The organism is Klebsiella sp. V115_8 (genome assembly GCF_029967715.1).
In the GTDB taxonomy this organism is placed as follows: domain Bacteria; phylum Pseudomonadota; class Gammaproteobacteria; order Enterobacterales; family Enterobacteriaceae; genus Klebsiella; species Klebsiella quasipneumoniae.
The window spans coordinates 185,961-201,654 of the sequence record NZ_JASCAR010000022.1 but is presented as its reverse complement, the minus strand read 5'-3'; the positions used below and the strand labels follow the sequence as shown (position 1 = coordinate 201,654).

The following is a 15,694-nucleotide window of genomic DNA, read 5'->3' as shown; positions in this document are numbered from 1 at the left end:
ATGTGTACATTTGTACATAAACCGGAAGAGGAAAATCATGGCCCGTAGACCGAACGATCCGCAGCGCCGCGAGCGCATCCTGCAGGCGACGCTGGACACCATCGCGGCGCACGGCGTCCATGCGGTGACGCACCGTAAAATCGCCACCTGCGCGAATGTGCCGCTGGGGTCGCTGACCTACTATTTCAGCGGCATCGAGGCGCTGATCGCGGAGGCGTTCAACCTGTTTACCGCCGAGATGTCGGCGCAGTATCAGCAAAGCTTCGCCGGGGTAACGAACCGGCAACAAGCCTGCGATGCCATCGCGGAGCTGATCTTCAGCGCCCAGGTGACCACGGCGCGCAATATGGAGCTGATGTACCAGCTGTACGCATTCTGCAGCAGCCAGCCAGCGCTGAAGGCGGTGATGCAGAACTGGATGCGGCGCAGCCAGCAGACGCTGGAGCAGTGGTTTACCCCCGACACCGCCCGCGGCCTCGACGCCTTTATCGAAGGGATGACCCTGCACTTTGTCACCGACCGCGCGCCGCTGTCGAAGGCGGCGATCCGCATGATGGTCGGGCAGCTGGCAGGGGAGAGGGCGCAGGAAGAGGGGCGCTGAGGCGGCGTTTCAGCCGGAATGGCTAAACGCAGGCAACAAAAAACCCATCAACCTTGAACCGAAGTGGCGGGGTTGATGGGCTCCACAAAATGGGGACATCAAAGAAAAGCAGTGGCATTACTTATGACTGATGCCCTGAGAAAAAGTTCTGCCTGTGGCGGCTTTTTTCGCAAAAAATTTATTGTAGCCCTGGCCAGATGATCACGATGAGCGTCCCGGCGAGGGTGAGCAGCACGTTGGCGATGGCGTAGGTGCCCGCATAGCCGAGCGCCGGGATGTTGCTGCGCGCGGTATCGCTGATGATCTCCATCGCCGGGGCGCAGGTGCGGGCCCCCATCATGGCGCCGAACAGCATCGCCCGGTTCATGCGCAGCACGTAGGCGCCGAACAGGAAGCAGATCACCACCGGCACCAGGCTGACGATAAGCCCGGCCGCCAGCATCTGGCCGCCGACGGCGCCCAGCCCGTTATTGATCCCGGCCCCGGCGCTGAGCCCGACCCCGGCCATAAACACCATCAGGCCAAACTCTTTCACCATGTTCAGCGCCCCCTGCGGGATATAGCCGAAGGTTGGGTGGTTGGCGCGCAGGAAGCCAAGCATGATGCCGGCGAACAGCAGGCCGGCGGCGTTGCCGATGCCGAAGCTGAAGGAGCTGAACTGGAAGGTGATCATGCCGATCATCAGGCCGACGATAAAGAAGGCGCAGAAGGCGAGGAGGTCGGTCACCTGGCTGTGAATGGAGATAAAGCCGATGCGGTCGGCTACGGTCTTCACGCGGCGGGCGTCGCCGCTGACCTGCAGCACGTCGCCTTTGTTCAGCACAACGTTGTCGTCGATAGGCATCTCGATCTGGCTGCGAATGACCCGGTTCAGGAAGCAGCCGTGATCGGTAAGCTTGAGCTGCGCCAGGCGGCGGCCGACGGCGTTGTGGTTTTTGACCACAATCTCTTCGGTGACGATGCGCATGTCGAGCAGGTCGCGGTCGAAAACCTCTTTACCGTTGCGGAAGCTCGGGTCGAGGCGGGCGTGCGCGTCCGGGTAGCCCACCAGCGCAATATCGTCGCCCATCTGCAGCACCGCGTCGCCATCCGGGTTGGCCAGAATGCCGTTGCGGCGGATGCGTTCGATATAGCAGCCGGTCTGGCGATAAATGCCCAGCTCGCGCAGATTTTTGCCATCCGCCCATGCCACCAGCTCCGGGCCGACGCGATAGGCGCGGATCACCGGCAGGTAGACTTTACGTTTGGAATCGGTATCGAGGCCGCGCTCGCGGGCGATTTGCTGGGCGCTGGTCTGCAGATCCTGATGCTGCAGCTTGGGCATATAGCGGGCGCCGACGATCAGGCTCACCAGACCAACCAGGTAGGTCAGGGCATAGCCGAGGCTCAGGTGGTCAAGCGACTGCGCCAGCTGATCGCTGGGCAGGCCGAAATGGCGCAGGGTGTCCCCCGCGCCCACCAGCACCGGGGTGGAGGTCATCGCCCCCGCCAGCATACCGGCGGTGAGCCCGATATCCCAGCCGAACACTTTACCCAGCACCATGGCGATCAGCATCGCGCTACCGACCATCACCAGGGCCAGCATCAGATAGTTTTTCCCGTCGCGGAAAAAAATCGAAAAAAAGTTAGGACCGGCTTCCACGCCGACGCAAAAAATAAACAACATAAAGCCGAGATTAAGGGCATCGGTGTTAATCGCGAAATGCTGCTGACCTAATAATAGAGAAACGACTAAAACGCCAATGGAATTACCAAGTTGTACTGAGCCGAGACGCAGTTTTCCCAGGCATAGTCCTAATGCAAGTACAACGAATAATAACAGGATGTAATTCCCGTTTAACAAATCTGCGACGTTTATATTCACGAAAGCCAACTTCTCGTTTACTAGTAAGTTGTTGAAGGAAATGGTTATTTGGTCTAAGGTTGCTCAGGCGTTCGCGTTGTCGCGAACCTATTCTGGCACCCTGTTATAACCAGCAAAAATATACCCGCTAGTTTAATCCTTCCTGGATGCGGCGGCTAGTGACAATCGTTTTTAGGCTGGTAGGGGAGTTATTGGCATGGATTGCCGAAATGCTTTATCTGACTGGGCGACGTGGACGTGAGTTAGAGGCAACATCAGGAGGATACGGTGAAATCTGAGCGTAGTTGGGCCGGCATTATCTGTGGCTTCGTTCTGTTCATTGTGGTGTGCTTATCGTTGTTGTTACATATGAAAGGGGCCTTTCGCGCCAGCGGCAACCCGGAGCTGGGCCTGCTCTTCTTTTTGCTGCCAGGGGCGGCGGCGAGCTGTCTCTCTCCCGGACGGCGGGTGCTGCGTCCTTTGCTCGGCGCGATACTGGCGGCGCCGGTCTGTATGGTGACGATGCGGCTGTTTTTCGTCACGCACCGGACGTTCTGGCAGGAGATGGCGTGGGTACTGAGCGCGGTGTTCTGGTGTGCGCTCGGGGCGTTGTGCTTTTTGTTTATCTGCGCCTGGCTTGATACCTGGCGCAGTCATTCATCGAGTAAATAAATTTACTCAGGCAAACAGGCCAAGGTTCTCTTTCGCCCAGGCTTCGAAATCGGTGCAACCGCCGATGTGTTTCTGGTCGACGAAAATCTGCGGTACGGTTTCAACCGGTTTGCCGACGGTTTTTTCCAGATCAGCTTTGCTGATGCCTTCGGCGTGAATATCCACGTAACGGTAGTTAAAGTCATCACGCTCGTTGGTCAGTTTTTCTGCCAGCTCTTTGGCGCGAACGCAGTAAGGGCAGCCTGGACGACCAAAAATAACGGTAAACATTGCTTCTCTCCTTAAACCTCAGCCGGATGGCGAATGGCGCTTATGATGCCTGCATTGGCCGGTGAGGGAAAGAAGGTTCTGCCTTTTGCTTCGATGGTTTACGGCTATGTTTGATAAATGTCGTACTATCAAAACCCGTATACTGACCCGGCGGCGCGGTGGCATTGGCTGGCGCGCCGCGTTTATCAACCGGAGAGGCGTGATGCGAAAATTTGCCCCGTTGCCAAAAAGCATACTGCTGGTTGAGATCCTCGGGATGGGGCTGTTAACCCTCGCCTGGCTCTCGCTTAACCAGTATGTCCAGCTGCCTGCGCCCATTGCCAGCCCGACCGCGGCGCTGGTGATGCTCTTTGCCGGGATCGTGCTGATGATCCCCGCCGCCATCGTCGTGATGTGGCGGATGGCGCAGATCGTGGCCCCGCAGTTAACCCACTCTCCTGAGCCTGAATCCTTGTCTGACAGAGAAAAACGAAATGACGCCGACCATTGAGCTGCTGCGCAGCCACCGTTCTATCCGCCACTTCACCGATGCGCCCGTGAGCGACGAACAGCGCGCGGCGATTATCGCCAGCGCGCAAGCGGCATCTACCTCGAGTTTTTTACAGTGCACCTCCATCATCCGTATTACCGACCCGGCCCTGCGTGAACGTCTGGTCCCGCTGACCGGCGGCCAGCAGCACGTCGCCCAGGCGGCGGAGTTTTGGGTCTTCTGCGCCGACTTTAACCGCCACCTGCAGATCTGCCCGCAGGCGGAGCTGGGGCTGGCGGAACAGCTGCTGATCGGCGTTGTCGATACGGCGCTGCTGGCGCAAAACGCGCTGACCGCCGCCGAGTCCCTCGGGCTGGGTGGCGTCTATATCGGCGGGTTGCGCAACAGCATCGAGGCGGTGACCGAGCTGCTGGAGCTGCCGCAGCACGTTCTGCCGCTGTTCGGTCTTTGCCTTGGCTGGCCGGCGGATAATCCGGACATCAAGCCGCGGATGCCGGCCGACATGCTGGTGCATGAGAACCGCTATCAGCCGCTGGATAACGCGCTGCTGGCGGAGTATGACGAACAGCTGGCGCACTATTATCTGTCGCGCGGCAGCAACGCCCGCCGCGATACCTGGAGCGATCATATCCGTCGCACTATCGTGAAAGAGAGTCGTCCGTTTATTCTCGACTATCTGCATAAGCAGGGGTGGGCAACGCGCTGATTACGTGTACACTGCTGCTCCGGCCAGGCGGTATCCGACGCTGGCGGCAGGAAAGGTGGAAGTGTGTTCGATAGCTGAGGCCCGCCAGTGCGGGTCTTTTTGCAGAGGTGCAGGATGAAAATTGCCATATTATCCCGGGATGGAACGCTTTATTCATGTCGACGCCTGCGCGAAGCGGCGCAACAGCGCGGGCATCAGGTCGAGATCCTCGATCCGCTTTCCTGTTATATGAACGTCAGCCCGGTGGCCTCTTCGATCCACTATAAAGGGCGCCAGCTGCCGCACTTTGATGCGGTGATCCCGCGCATTGGCTCGGCGATTACCTACTATGGCACCGCGGCCCTGCGTCAGTTTGAGCTCCTGGGAAGCTATCCGCTGAACGAATCGGTCGCCATCACCCGCGCTCGCGATAAGCTGCGCTCGCTGCAGCTGCTGGCGCGCCAGGGCATCGATCTGCCGCTGACCGGCATCGCTCACTCCCCCGATGACACCAGCGATCTGATCGCCATGGTCGGCGGCGCGCCGCTGGTGGTGAAGCTGGTGGAGGGCACCCAGGGGATCGGCGTGGTGCTGGCGGAGACCCGCCAGGCGGCGGAGAGCGTGATCGACGCCTTTCGCGGGCTGAACGCCCACATCCTGGTGCAGGAGTACATTGCCGAGGCGAAAGGCTGCGATATTCGCTGCCTGGTGGTCGGCAATGAGGTGGTGGCGGCGATCGAACGGCGGGCGAAAGAGGGCGATTTTCGCTCTAACCTGCACCGTGGCGGCATGGCTACGGTGGCGCAGATTAGCGATGAGGAGCGCGCCATTGCCATCAAGGCGACGCAAACCCTGGGCCTGGACGTCGCCGGTGTCGATATTTTACGCGCCACCCGCGGGCCGCTGGTGATGGAGGTGAATGCCTCGCCCGGACTGGAAGGCGTGGAAACCACCTCCGGCGTGGACATCGCCAGCAGGATGATCGCCTGGATCGAGCGCCAGGCGACACCGGAATTCTGTTTGAAAATAGGCGGCTAACCGCCGGATGCAAGACTGTCATGGTATGCGGCGCTTTTTTTGCGTAAGCTATGGCGTCGTTTTTCCACTGTAAGAGGTCACAGGCACTATGGATTCACTGGTCGTTCCAGGTCTGGATACGCTACGTCGCTGGCTGGATGAGATCGGCATCAGCTTTTTTGAGTGCGATTCCTGTCAGGCATTGCACCTGCCGCATATGCAGAATTTCGACGGTATTTTTGATGCCAAAATTGACCTGGTGGATAACGTGGTGCTCTTTTCCGCCCTGGCGGAGGTGAAGCCGTCTGCTTTACTGGCGCTGTCGGCGGATCTCTCGGCCATCAACGCCAGTTCGTTAACCGTGAAGGCGTTTATCGACATTCAGGACGATAATTTGCCCAAGCTGGTGGTCTGCCAGTCGCTGTCTATCGGCCCCGGGGTGACGATGGAGCAGTTCGCCTGGTTCTTCCGCCAAAGCGAGGAGCAGATCTCGATGGTGATCCTCGAAGCCGGCGCCAATCAGCTGCTGTATAAAGGCGAAGAAGAAGAGCCGGCCGCAGAAAACGTGCAATACCATTTTCTTCACTAAACCTGCCTAAAATTAGCGCAGCCACTACCGCAGCGGCTGCGTATTACCCGCTTTTATTCTGCATTTAACCTTTCTTTAAAGCATTATTCACCGCCATTCAGGCCGTTTTGGCTTATCACGTAGACCGTTATTGCATAAAAATTTGATAAAAGGCGTTTTTTTACCTGGGCTATAGCCTCTTATTCTGGCTACAGTTATTCTGGCGATGCTTCCAGTTGCGAGCAACCACTCCGGGAGAGATCCGCTCTCCTTTTCTCAGGCAATGAAAAAATATGCATGATTTTTGCATGCGTAGAAATGCGTATATTTGAGCCCGTAAGTTAACGGGCGTTGAGAAGGAAAAGAGATATGACCGCCTTTGGTAAAAAATGGTTAACAGGTCTGGTTACGGGTGCGCTGATGGCCGTCTCTGCCGGTTCGCTCGCCGCCGAACAAAAAACCCTGCATGTCTATAACTGGTCTGATTATATTGCGCCGGACACCGTGGCCAATTTCGAAAAAGAGACCGGGATTAAAGTCGTGTATGACGTTTTTGATTCCAATGAAGTGCTGGAAGGTAAATTAATGGCCGGCAGCACCGGTTTCGATCTGGTGGTGCCATCGGCCAGCTTCCTTGAGCGCCAGCTGGCGGCGGGCGTGTTCCAGCCGTTGGATAAGAGCAAGCTGCCTAACTGGAAGAATCTCGACCCCGAAGTGCTGAAGCTGGTCGCCAAGCATGACCCGGAGAATAAATACGCCATGCCTTACCTGTGGGCGACGACGGGCATTGGCTACAACGTTGATAAAGTGAAAGCCGTCCTCGGCAAAGATGCGCCGGTGGACAGCTGGGATCTGGTGCTGAAGCCGGAGAACCTTGAAAAACTGAAAAGCTGCGGCGTCTCCTTCCTCGACGCGCCGGAAGAGATTTTCGCCACCGTGCTGAACTACCTTGGCAAGGATCCGAACAGCAGCAAAGCGAATGATTACACCGGTCCGGCCACCGATCTGCTGCTGAAGCTGCGGCCGAACATCCGCTACTTCCACTCTTCGCAATATATTAACGACCTCGCCAATGGCGACATCTGCGTGGCGATCGGCTGGGCAGGGGACGTCTGGCAGGCGGCGAACCGCGCGAAAGAGGCGAAGAACGGCGTCAACGTCTCCTACTTTATTCCGAAGGAAGGCGCCCTGGCGTTCTTTGACGTCTTTGCGATGCCGGCCGACGCTAAGAATAAAGATGAGGCCTATCAGTTCCTTAACTATCTGATGCGCCCGGATGTGATCGCCAAAATCAGCGACCAGGTGTTCTACGCCAACGGCAACAAGGCCTCCACGCCGCTGGTCAGCGAGACTATCCGTAACAACCCGGCGATTTATCCGCCAGCGGATGTGTTCGCCAAACTGTTCACGCTGAAGGTGCAGGATCCGAAGATCGACCGCGTGCGCACCCGCGCGTGGACCAAAGTGAAGAGCGGTAAATAAACTCTGACGGCCCGGTAAGCGGGCCGTATCAGAACGGCACTCGCCGGGAAATGGCAGCGCGCCCGGCGAGCAGAAGCACCAGGATGGTGCACCTGCACTGTTAAGCACGAAGTATGGCACCGGACCATATGGTGATCGTTTTTTTGCCGGAGAGCACCCGATTGAACGACGTAATGCCCCGCCCACAGGCGAAAGCCCCCAAAGCGCTGACCCCGCTGCTGGAAATCCGTAACTTAACCAAGTCGTTTGATGGCCAGCACGCTGTCGACGATGTCAGTCTCACTATTTATAAAGGCGAAATTTTTGCTCTGCTGGGCGCATCAGGCTGCGGGAAATCGACCCTGCTGCGCATGCTGGCGGGCTTTGAGCAACCGACCGCCGGACAGATTATGCTCGACGGCGTGGATCTGGCGCGCGTACCGCCCTATCAGCGGCCTATCAATATGATGTTCCAGTCCTACGCCCTATTTCCCCATATGACCGTTGAGCAGAATATCGCTTTCGGTCTGAAGCAGGATCGTCTGCCTAAGGCGGAAATCACCGCCCGGGTGCAGGAGATGCTGGCTCTGGTGCACATGCAGGAGTTCGCTAAACGTAAGCCGCACCAGCTCTCTGGCGGTCAACGCCAGCGCGTCGCGTTGGCGCGCAGCCTGGCGAAACGACCAAAGCTGCTGCTGCTCGACGAGCCGATGGGGGCGCTGGATAAAAAGCTGCGCGATCGCATGCAGCTGGAGGTGGTGGATATTCTTGAGCGCGTTGGCGTGACCTGCGTGATGGTGACTCACGATCAGGAAGAGGCCATGACCATGGCGGGCCGTATCGCCATCATGAACCGCGGCAAGTTTGTGCAGATTGGCGAACCGGAAGAGATTTACGAGCACCCGACCACCCGCTACAGCGCCGAGTTCATCGGCTCGGTGAACGTCTTTGAAGGGCTGGTGAAAGAGCGTCTGGAAGATGGCCTGGTGCTGCGCTCGCCGGGACTGGTGCATCCGCTGAAGGTCGACCCCGACGCCTCGGTGGTGGACAACGTGCCGGTGTGGGTGGCGCTGCGTCCGGAGAAAATCATGCTGTGCGATGAACCGCCGGCGGATGGCTACAATTTTGCCGTCGGCGAGGTGATTCATATCGCCTATCTGGGGGACCTCTCCATCTACCATGTGCGCCTACAAAGCGGGCAGATGATCAGCGCCCAGCTGCAGAATGAGCACCGCCATCGGAAAGGGACGCCCACCTGGGGCGACGAGGTGCGTTTATGCTGGGATGCGGACAGCTGCGTTGTACTGACGGTGTAAGGAGAGGGCGATGAGTACCGTTGAATCCCCGTCAGGGGCGAAAAAACCGGGCGGCTTCGCGCTGTGGGCGGCGCGCCTGCAGATGGCGCATGGCCGCAAGCTGGTGATCGCGCTGCCCTATCTGTGGCTGATCCTGTTGTTTATGCTGCCGTTCCTGATCGTGTTCAAGATAAGTCTTGCCGAGATGGCGCGGGCGATCCCTCCCTACACCGATCTGATGGAGTGGGCGGATGGTCAGCTGACGCTGACCCTTAACTTTGCCAACTTCCTGCAGCTGACCGACGATCCGCTCTATTTTGAGGCTTATCTGCAGTCGCTGCAGGTGGCGGGCATCTCGACGCTCTGCTGCCTGCTGCTGGGCTATCCGCTGGCCTGGGCGGTGGCGCACAGCAAGCCGTCGACGCGCAATATTCTGCTGTTGCTGGTGATCCTCCCGTCGTGGACGTCGTTTTTGATCCGCGTCTATGCCTGGATGGGACTGCTGAAAAGCAACGGGGTGTTGAATAACTTCCTGCTGTGGCTAGGGGTTATCGATCAGCCGCTGGAGATCCTGCACACCAACCTGGCGGTATATATCGGTATCGTCTATGCCTATCTGCCGTTTATGGTGCTGCCTATCTACACCGCGCTGACCCGCATCGACTATTCGCTGGTGGAGGCCTCGCTGGATCTCGGCGCCCGGCCGCTGAAGACCTTCTTTCAGGTGATCGTTCCGCTCACCAAAGGGGGGATTATCGCTGGCTCCATGCTGGTGTTTATCCCGGCGGTGGGGGAGTTCGTGATCCCGGAGCTGCTGGGCGGGCCGGACAGCATTATGATTGGCCGCGTGCTGTGGCAGGAGTTCTTTAACAACCGTGACTGGCCGGTGGCTTCGGCGGTGGCGATTGTCATGCTGCTGCTGCTGATCGTGCCGATCATGTGGTTCCATAAGCACCAGCAAAAACAGATGGGAGAGCAGGGATGAACGACTTGCCGGTAGTACGCTCGCCGTGGCGCATTCTGATCCTCGTGCTCGGGTTCACCTTCCTCTATGCCCCGATGCTGATGCTGGTGATCTACTCCTTCAATAGCTCAAAGCTGGTGACGGTCTGGGCCGGGTGGTCAACGCGCTGGTATAGCGAGCTGTTCCACGATGACGCGATGATGAGCGCGGTGGGGCTCAGCCTGACTATCGCCGCCTGCGCGGCGACGGCGGCGGCGATCCTTGGCACCATCGCCGCGGTGGTGATGGTGCGCTTTGGACGTTTTCGCGGCTCCAACGGCTTCGCGTTTATGATCACCGCGCCGCTGGTCATGCCGGACGTGATCACCGGGCTCTCGCTGCTGCTGCTGTTCGTGGCGCTGGGACATGCCATCGGCTGGCCGTCGGATCGCGGGATGCTGACCATCTGGCTGGCGCACGTCACCTTCTGTACCGCCTACGTGGCGGTGGTGATCTCCTCGCGCCTGCGTGAGCTGGACCACTCGATCGAAGAGGCGGCGATGGATCTGGGCGCCGCGCCGCTGAAGGTCTTCTTCGTCATCACGCTGCCGATGATTATGCCAGCGGTGATCTCCGGCTGGCTGCTGGCCTTCACGCTGTCGCTGGATGACCTGGTGATCGCCAGCTTTGTCTCTGGTCCCGGGGCCACGACCTTGCCGATGCTGGTCTTCTCCAGCGTGCGCATGGGGGTCAACCCGGAGATTAACGCACTGGCGACGCTCATCCTCGGCGTGGTCGGCGTTGTTGGTTTTATCGCCTGGTATTTGATGGCCCGCGCAGAAAAGCAGCGAGTGCGCGATATCCAGCGTGCAAGACAAGGCTGAACCACCTAAAATCGGTACAGCAGCCTCCGGTCGGCGCCACTCTGTGGCGCCGTTTTCATGGAAGACATTACGTTGGGATTGTTTACGAAAACTCGCTCATCGCATGCCCGCCTTAACGTCCCTGCGCTGGTGCAGGTGGCGGCCTTTGCGATTATTTTGATTCGCGGTCTGGATCTGCTGATGATCCTCAATTTGTTGGGCCTGCAGGGGCTGAACGAATTCATACACCGTAGCGTCCAGACCTGGAACCTGACGCTGATCTTCCTCGGCAGCCTGGCGCTGGTGTTTATCGAAATCTGGTGCGCCTTCTCGCTGGTGAAAGGGCGCAACTGGGCGCGCTGGGTCTATCTGCTGACGCAGATAATAGCCGCCGGCTACCTGTGGGCGGCGTCGCTGGGCTACGGGTATCCGGAGCTGTTCAGTATTCCCGGCGAATCCAAACGGGAGATCTTCCACTCGCTGGTGATGCAAAAACTGCCGGATCTGCTGGTCCTGACGCTGCTGTTTGTGCCAGCGACCTGCCGTCGGTTTTTCCGCCTGCAATAACGGTGATACAATCCCCGCCCCTGGAATTTTGAAGGTCAATTATGCATTGCGCACTCTACGACGCCGGCCGCTGCCGTTCCTGTCAATGGCTGGAACGGTCGGTTCCGCAACAGCTCGCCGATAAAATGGCCGACCTGCGCACGCTGCTGGCGGCAATCCCCGTCGCCGACTGGGGCGAGCCGGTCAGCGGGCCGGAGGCGGCTTTCCGTAACAAGGCCAAAATGGTGGTCAGCGGCAGCGTTGAGCGTCCGCTGCTGGGGATGCTGCACCGCGATGGCACCCCGGTGGACCTCACCGACTGCCCGCTCTATCCCGCCGAGTTTGCGCCGGTGTTTGCCGGCCTGAAGCCCTTTATCGCCCGCGCCGGGTTAACTCCCTACAACGTCGCGCGCAAGCGCGGGGAGCTGAAATATCTGCTGCTGACCGCCAGCCAGCAGGGGGAGATGATGCTGCGCTTTGTGCTGCGCTCAGAGGCCAAGGTGGCCCAGCTGCGCGCCGCGCTGCCCTGGCTGCAGGCACAGCTCCCGCAGCTCAAGGTGATCACGGCGAATATCCAGCCGGTGCATATGGCAATCATGGAAGGCGAGCAGGAGATCTTCTTCACCGAACAGCAGGCGCTGGGCGAGGTCTTTAATGAGGTGCCGCTGTGGATCCGTCCGCAAAGCTTCTTTCAGACTAACCCGACGGTAGCCAGCCGGCTGTACGCCACCGCCCGCGACTGGGTGCGCGCGCTGCCGGTCCAGCATATGTGGGATCTGTTTTGCGGCGTCGGCGGTTTTGGCCTGCACTGCGCGACGCCGGCGATGCGCCTGACCGGGATAGAGATAGCCCCGGAAGCGATCGCCTGCGCCAGGCAGTCTGCCGCGCAGCTGGGGCTCGGCAATCTGCATTTTCAGGCGCTGGACTCCACGCGGTTCGCCACGCATGAAGCGGATATCCCGCAGCTGGTACTGGTCAACCCGCCGCGACGCGGCATTGGCCCTGAACTGTGCGACTATTTAAGCCGCATGGCGCCGCCCTACATTATCTATTCCAGCTGTAACGCCCGCACCATGGCGACCGACATTGCCCGTCTTAGCGGCTATCGCGTCGAGCGGGTCCAGCTGTTTGATATGTTCCCTCATACCGCCCACTACGAAGTGCTGACCCTGCTGGTCCGCGAAGTTTAAACAAAATGTGAAGGCTTTGCGCCGCCGAAATCGGGTAAGCTTGACGCAGCATGTTTTGTTATTGGTGGGGGGAATCTAATGGCCAAAACCATTCTGCTGGTGGAAGATGATGAGGATATAGCCACGCTGCTGCGGCTCAATCTGCAGGATGAGGGCTATCAGATTGTGCATGAGGCCGATGGCGGCCAGGCCCTCGCCCGACTGGAAACGCGGGTCTGGGATGCGGTGATCCTCGATTTGATGCTGCCCGGCGTCGATGGCCTGGAGATCTGCCGGCGCATCCGCCAGATGACCCGCTATCTGCCGGTGATCATCATCAGCGCTCGCACCAGCGAAATGCACCGTGTGCTGGGCCTGGAGATGGGCGCCGACGACTATCTGGCGAAACCCTTTTCGTTACTGGAACTTATCGCCCGCGTTAAAGCGCTGTTTCGTCGCCAGGAGGCGATGGGGCAGAACCTGCTGATGGACGCCGGGCGCCTGTCCTGCCATGGTCTGAGCATCGATCCGCTGTCCCGCGAAGTGAGGCTGCGCGGCGAGATGGTGGACCTCACGCCGCGCGAATTCGAGCTTCTGTATTACTTTGCCCGCCATCCCGGGGAGGTGTTTTCCCGGCTGGCGCTGCTGGAGCAGGTCTGGGGATATCAGCATGAGGGCTATGAGCACACGGTCAATACCCATATCAACCGCCTGCGCAGTAAAATCGAACGTGACCCGGCCGAGCCGGACATCATTCTGACCGTCTGGGGAAAAGGCTATAAGTTCGCCCCGGTGACCCAGGAGGCCGCCCCGTGATCCGCCGCCTGAGCCTCAGCCAGCGGCTGGCGCTGGTGGTGGTCTCCCTGCTGATGCTGTGCGCGGCGGCGGTGTGCGCCGTTCAGTTACACAGCAGCGCGCAGTATGGCAACGCCATGGTGCAGCGCCTCTCCGCCGGGCTGGCTCAGCAAATAGTGGCCCGCGAACCGCTGCTGGACGCCCACGGCGAGGTCAACCGGCAAACCCTGAAGTCGCTGTTTGACCGCCTGATGACCTTTAATCCCAGCGTGGAGCTCTATCTGCTGTCGCCTGATGGCGACCTGCTGGCCGATGCGGCGCCGCCGGGCCATATCCAGCGCCAGCGGATCGACATGGCGCCGGTACAGGTTTTTCTCACCGGCAGTACGTCGCCGGTGTATGGCGACGATCCCCGCAGCCTTGACGGGCGAAAAGTCTTCAGCGCCGCCCCGCTGCGCGTCGACGGCCAGCTGCGCGGCTACCTGTATATCATTTTGCAGGGGGAGACCTTTAATCAGCTGGCGGCCGACGCCTGGCAAAAAACGCTGTGGAGCATTGTTCTGTGGACCCTGCTGCTGGTGGCCCTGTTTGGTCTGCTGGCGGGAGGCCTGGCATGGTTCTGGGTTACCCGGCCTGTCCGCCAGCTCACCGCCCAGGTGGCGGCGAACGATCGGGACAGCATCAGCGCCATCAAAACCCTGGCGGCCCGCACGCCGGAGCCACAGCCCGGTAACGAGGTAGCGGTCCTTGAGAACCGCTTTATTGACCTTGCCCGGCAGATAGCCGGTCAGTGGGATCGGCTGGCCGACAGCGACCGCCAGCGCCGCGAATTTGTGGCCAATATTTCCCACGATTTGCGCACACCGCTGACTTCGCTGCTGGGGTATCTGGAAACGCTGACCCTGAAGGACGAAAGGCTGACCGCCGAGGAGCGCAGGCAGTATCTCACCATCGCCCTGCGCCAGGGCAACAAGGTGCGCCATCTTTCACAGCAGCTGTTTGAGCTGGCGCGACTGGAGCACGGGAGCATTAAGCCGCAGCGCGAGCGTTTCGCGATGGGGGAGCTGATTTCCGACGTGGCGCAGAAGTTTGAACTCACCGCCCGCACGCGCGAGGTGAACCTGCAAATTGATGTGCCGGGGCCGTTGCCGCTGATCAACGCCGATGTGTCGATGATTGAGAGGGTGGTGACCAACCTGCTCGATAACGCGATGCGGCATACTCCCGTCGGCGGGGAGATCCGTCTGGCGGTCTGGCAGGAGAATCAACAGCTCCAGGTTGAAGTGGCAGACAACGGAACGGGCGTCGATGCCGCGCTGCGCGATGATCTGTTCCAGCGGCCGTCGGCGTTGTCTACCCAGGCGTCGCGGGAGGATCGCGGTGGGTTAGGGCTGCTGATTGTGAAACGGATGCTGGAGCTGCACGGGGGCGGGATCCGGCTGGTGGAGTCGGTAAGCGGGGCGCGGTTCAGGTTCTTCGTGCCACTTTGAGAAATTGCCGGGTGGCGGCTACGCCTTACCCGGCTACGGGGACGGCCGGGTAAGCGCAGCGCCACCCGGCAAAAAAGTTACTCCGGGAACCACTGGTTGCTGATTTTCTGGTAGGTACCGTCGGCTTTAATCGCCTTCAGCGCGGCGTTCAGTTTCTCCAGCAGCGCCTTGTTATCCGGGCGCACGGCAATCCCAAGGCCGGTGCCGAAGTATTGCGGATCGGTTACTTTCGGCGTGGCTGCCCCCAGCTGCGGGTTGGTTTTCAGCCACTCGTTGACCACCGCCGTGTCGCCGAACACGCCGTCGATACGGCCATTTTTCAGGTCGATAATCGCGTTCTGGTAGCTGTCATAGGCGACGGTCTTCACCTCAGGATGTTTATCCTGCAGATATTTCTGGTGGGTGGTGCCGTTTTCCATGCCGATCCGTTTGCCTTTCAAATCATCGAACGAGTGGAACGCGTCTTTTTTGGCGATCACCAGCGCGGAGTTGGCGTAGTACGGGTCGGTGAAGGCCACCTGCTTGCTGCGTTCCGGCGTAATATCCATTCCGGAAATCACCGCGTCATACTTCTTAAACTTCAGCGCCGGGATCAGGCTGTCAAACGCGTGGTTGGTAAAGGTGCATTCTGCCTGCATTTGTTTGCACAGCGCATGGGCCAGATCGATATCAAAGCCGACAATCTGGTTATTCGCGTCCATCGATTCAAACGGCGGATAGGTCGCGGACACGCCGAAGCTGATTTTCTCCGCGGCGGCGGCGCCGAAGGTGAACGTGGTGAGCAGTGCAGCCAGAACTAACTTTTTCATCGTGGAACTCCCGTCTGTCAATCTTATGATTATTCGCCGTGTCTGCGGCATAGGGTGACAATGCCATTAAATGAATTTGTATTCAATAAAAATGATTAAATATTTTATTTTATATAAAAAAAGACGGACAGGTATTAGACTTGTCCGTCTTGTTGTTCGCTTATTATGCAAATACGC

At 59.2% G+C, this 15,694-nt stretch carries 17 protein-coding genes; 14 read left to right on the top strand and 3 right to left on the bottom strand.

Annotated features, from left to right (window positions below; translation table 11 throughout):
- Nucleotides 1–37: 37 nt before the first annotated feature.
- Nucleotides 38–601 (top strand): TetR family transcriptional regulator, encoded by a 564-nt coding sequence (locus tag QLG03_RS06975; RefSeq protein WP_023288979.1) that lies wholly within the window; start codon nucleotides 38–40, stop codon nucleotides 599–601.
- Between the two features lie 178 nt (nucleotides 602–779).
- Here QLG03_RS06975 and QLG03_RS06970 read toward each other — a convergent pair whose 3' ends face one another.
- A complete protein-coding gene (locus QLG03_RS06970; protein WP_004179131.1) occupies nucleotides 780–2,465 on the bottom strand; it encodes an aspartate:alanine antiporter in 1,686 nt (561 codons plus the stop codon).
- 267 nt (nucleotides 2,466–2,732) lie between these two features.
- Here QLG03_RS06970 and ybjM point away from each other — a divergent pair, with 267 nt between their 5' ends.
- Nucleotides 2,733–3,116, top strand: a complete 384-nt coding sequence (gene ybjM / locus QLG03_RS06965) for an inner membrane protein YbjM (RefSeq protein ID WP_002896351.1) — start codon at nucleotides 2,733–2,735, stop codon at nucleotides 3,114–3,116.
- 6 nt (nucleotides 3,117–3,122) lie between these two features.
- Here ybjM and QLG03_RS06960 read toward each other — a convergent pair whose 3' ends face one another.
- The gene (locus QLG03_RS06960) at nucleotides 3,123–3,386 is read right to left on the bottom strand and encodes a GrxA family glutaredoxin (RefSeq protein ID WP_002896352.1); all 264 of its coding nucleotides are present in this window, start codon (nucleotides 3,384–3,386) and stop codon (nucleotides 3,123–3,125) included.
- A 202-nt stretch (nucleotides 3,387–3,588) separates the two neighbouring features.
- Between QLG03_RS06960 and QLG03_RS06955 the strand changes: the two genes are divergently transcribed.
- From QLG03_RS06955 to QLG03_RS06900, 12 genes are all read left to right on the top strand, one after another.
- Nucleotides 3,589–3,876, top strand: a complete 288-nt coding sequence (locus tag QLG03_RS06955) for a YbjC family protein (protein WP_004201326.1) — start codon at nucleotides 3,589–3,591, stop codon at nucleotides 3,874–3,876.
- Nucleotides 3,860–4,582, top strand: a complete 723-nt coding sequence (nfsA, locus tag QLG03_RS06950; RefSeq protein WP_218798692.1) for an oxygen-insensitive NADPH nitroreductase — start codon at nucleotides 3,860–3,862, stop codon at nucleotides 4,580–4,582. Before QLG03_RS06955 ends, nfsA begins: the two co-directional genes overlap by 17 nt.
- Nucleotides 4,583–4,696: 114 nt before the next feature.
- A complete protein-coding gene (rimK, locus tag QLG03_RS06945; protein ID WP_023288981.1) occupies nucleotides 4,697–5,599 on the top strand; it encodes a 30S ribosomal protein S6--L-glutamate ligase in 903 nt (300 codons plus the stop codon).
- Between the two features lie 88 nt (nucleotides 5,600–5,687).
- Nucleotides 5,688–6,167 carry a YbjN domain-containing protein gene (locus QLG03_RS06940; RefSeq protein ID WP_002896365.1) on the top strand — a complete coding sequence of 160 codons (480 nt, stop codon included), beginning with the start codon at nucleotides 5,688–5,690 and terminating at the stop codon, nucleotides 6,165–6,167.
- A gap of 348 nt (nucleotides 6,168–6,515) precedes the next feature.
- Complete coding sequence (gene potF, locus QLG03_RS06935; protein WP_023288982.1) at nucleotides 6,516–7,628, top strand: spermidine/putrescine ABC transporter substrate-binding protein PotF; 1,113 nt, start codon at nucleotides 6,516–6,518, stop codon at nucleotides 7,626–7,628.
- Between the two features lie 161 nt (nucleotides 7,629–7,789).
- Nucleotides 7,790–8,923, top strand: a complete 1,134-nt coding sequence (gene potG / locus QLG03_RS06930; protein ID WP_044521950.1) for a putrescine ABC transporter ATP-binding subunit PotG — start codon at nucleotides 7,790–7,792, stop codon at nucleotides 8,921–8,923.
- Between the two features lie 10 nt (nucleotides 8,924–8,933).
- Entirely contained in the window at nucleotides 8,934–9,887 is a 954-nt protein-coding gene (gene potH, locus QLG03_RS06925) for a putrescine ABC transporter permease PotH (RefSeq protein ID WP_004201331.1), read from the top strand.
- The gene (gene potI / locus QLG03_RS06920) at nucleotides 9,884–10,729 is read left to right on the top strand and encodes a putrescine ABC transporter permease PotI (protein WP_023288984.1); all 846 of its coding nucleotides are present in this window, start codon (nucleotides 9,884–9,886) and stop codon (nucleotides 10,727–10,729) included. Before potH ends, potI begins: the two co-directional genes overlap by 4 nt.
- 57 nt (nucleotides 10,730–10,786) lie before the next feature.
- Nucleotides 10,787–11,275: a YbjO family protein gene (locus tag QLG03_RS06915; RefSeq protein WP_110238038.1), complete on the top strand. Its 489-nt coding sequence runs from the start codon at nucleotides 10,787–10,789 to the stop codon at nucleotides 11,273–11,275.
- 41 nt (nucleotides 11,276–11,316) lie between these two features.
- A complete protein-coding gene (rlmC, locus tag QLG03_RS06910) occupies nucleotides 11,317–12,444 on the top strand; it encodes a 23S rRNA (uracil(747)-C(5))-methyltransferase RlmC (protein WP_032455246.1) in 1,128 nt (375 codons plus the stop codon).
- Between the two features lie 78 nt (nucleotides 12,445–12,522).
- Nucleotides 12,523–13,239 carry a response regulator transcription factor gene (locus tag QLG03_RS06905; protein WP_023288987.1) on the top strand — a complete coding sequence of 239 codons (717 nt, stop codon included), beginning with the start codon at nucleotides 12,523–12,525 and terminating at the stop codon, nucleotides 13,237–13,239.
- Nucleotides 13,236–14,708, top strand: coding sequence for an ATP-binding protein (locus QLG03_RS06900; RefSeq protein ID WP_023288988.1), 1,473 nt, complete (start codon nucleotides 13,236–13,238; stop codon nucleotides 14,706–14,708). The genes QLG03_RS06905 and QLG03_RS06900 overlap by 4 nt, the downstream gene beginning before the upstream one ends.
- 77 nt (nucleotides 14,709–14,785) lie before the next feature.
- Here the strand turns inward: QLG03_RS06900 and artJ are convergent, their stop codons facing one another.
- On the bottom strand, nucleotides 14,786–15,517 hold the full coding sequence (gene artJ, locus QLG03_RS06895; protein WP_004201336.1) for an arginine ABC transporter substrate-binding protein ArtJ: 732 nt from the start codon (nucleotides 15,515–15,517) through the stop codon (nucleotides 14,786–14,788).
- Nucleotides 15,518–15,694: the final 177 nt, after the last annotated feature.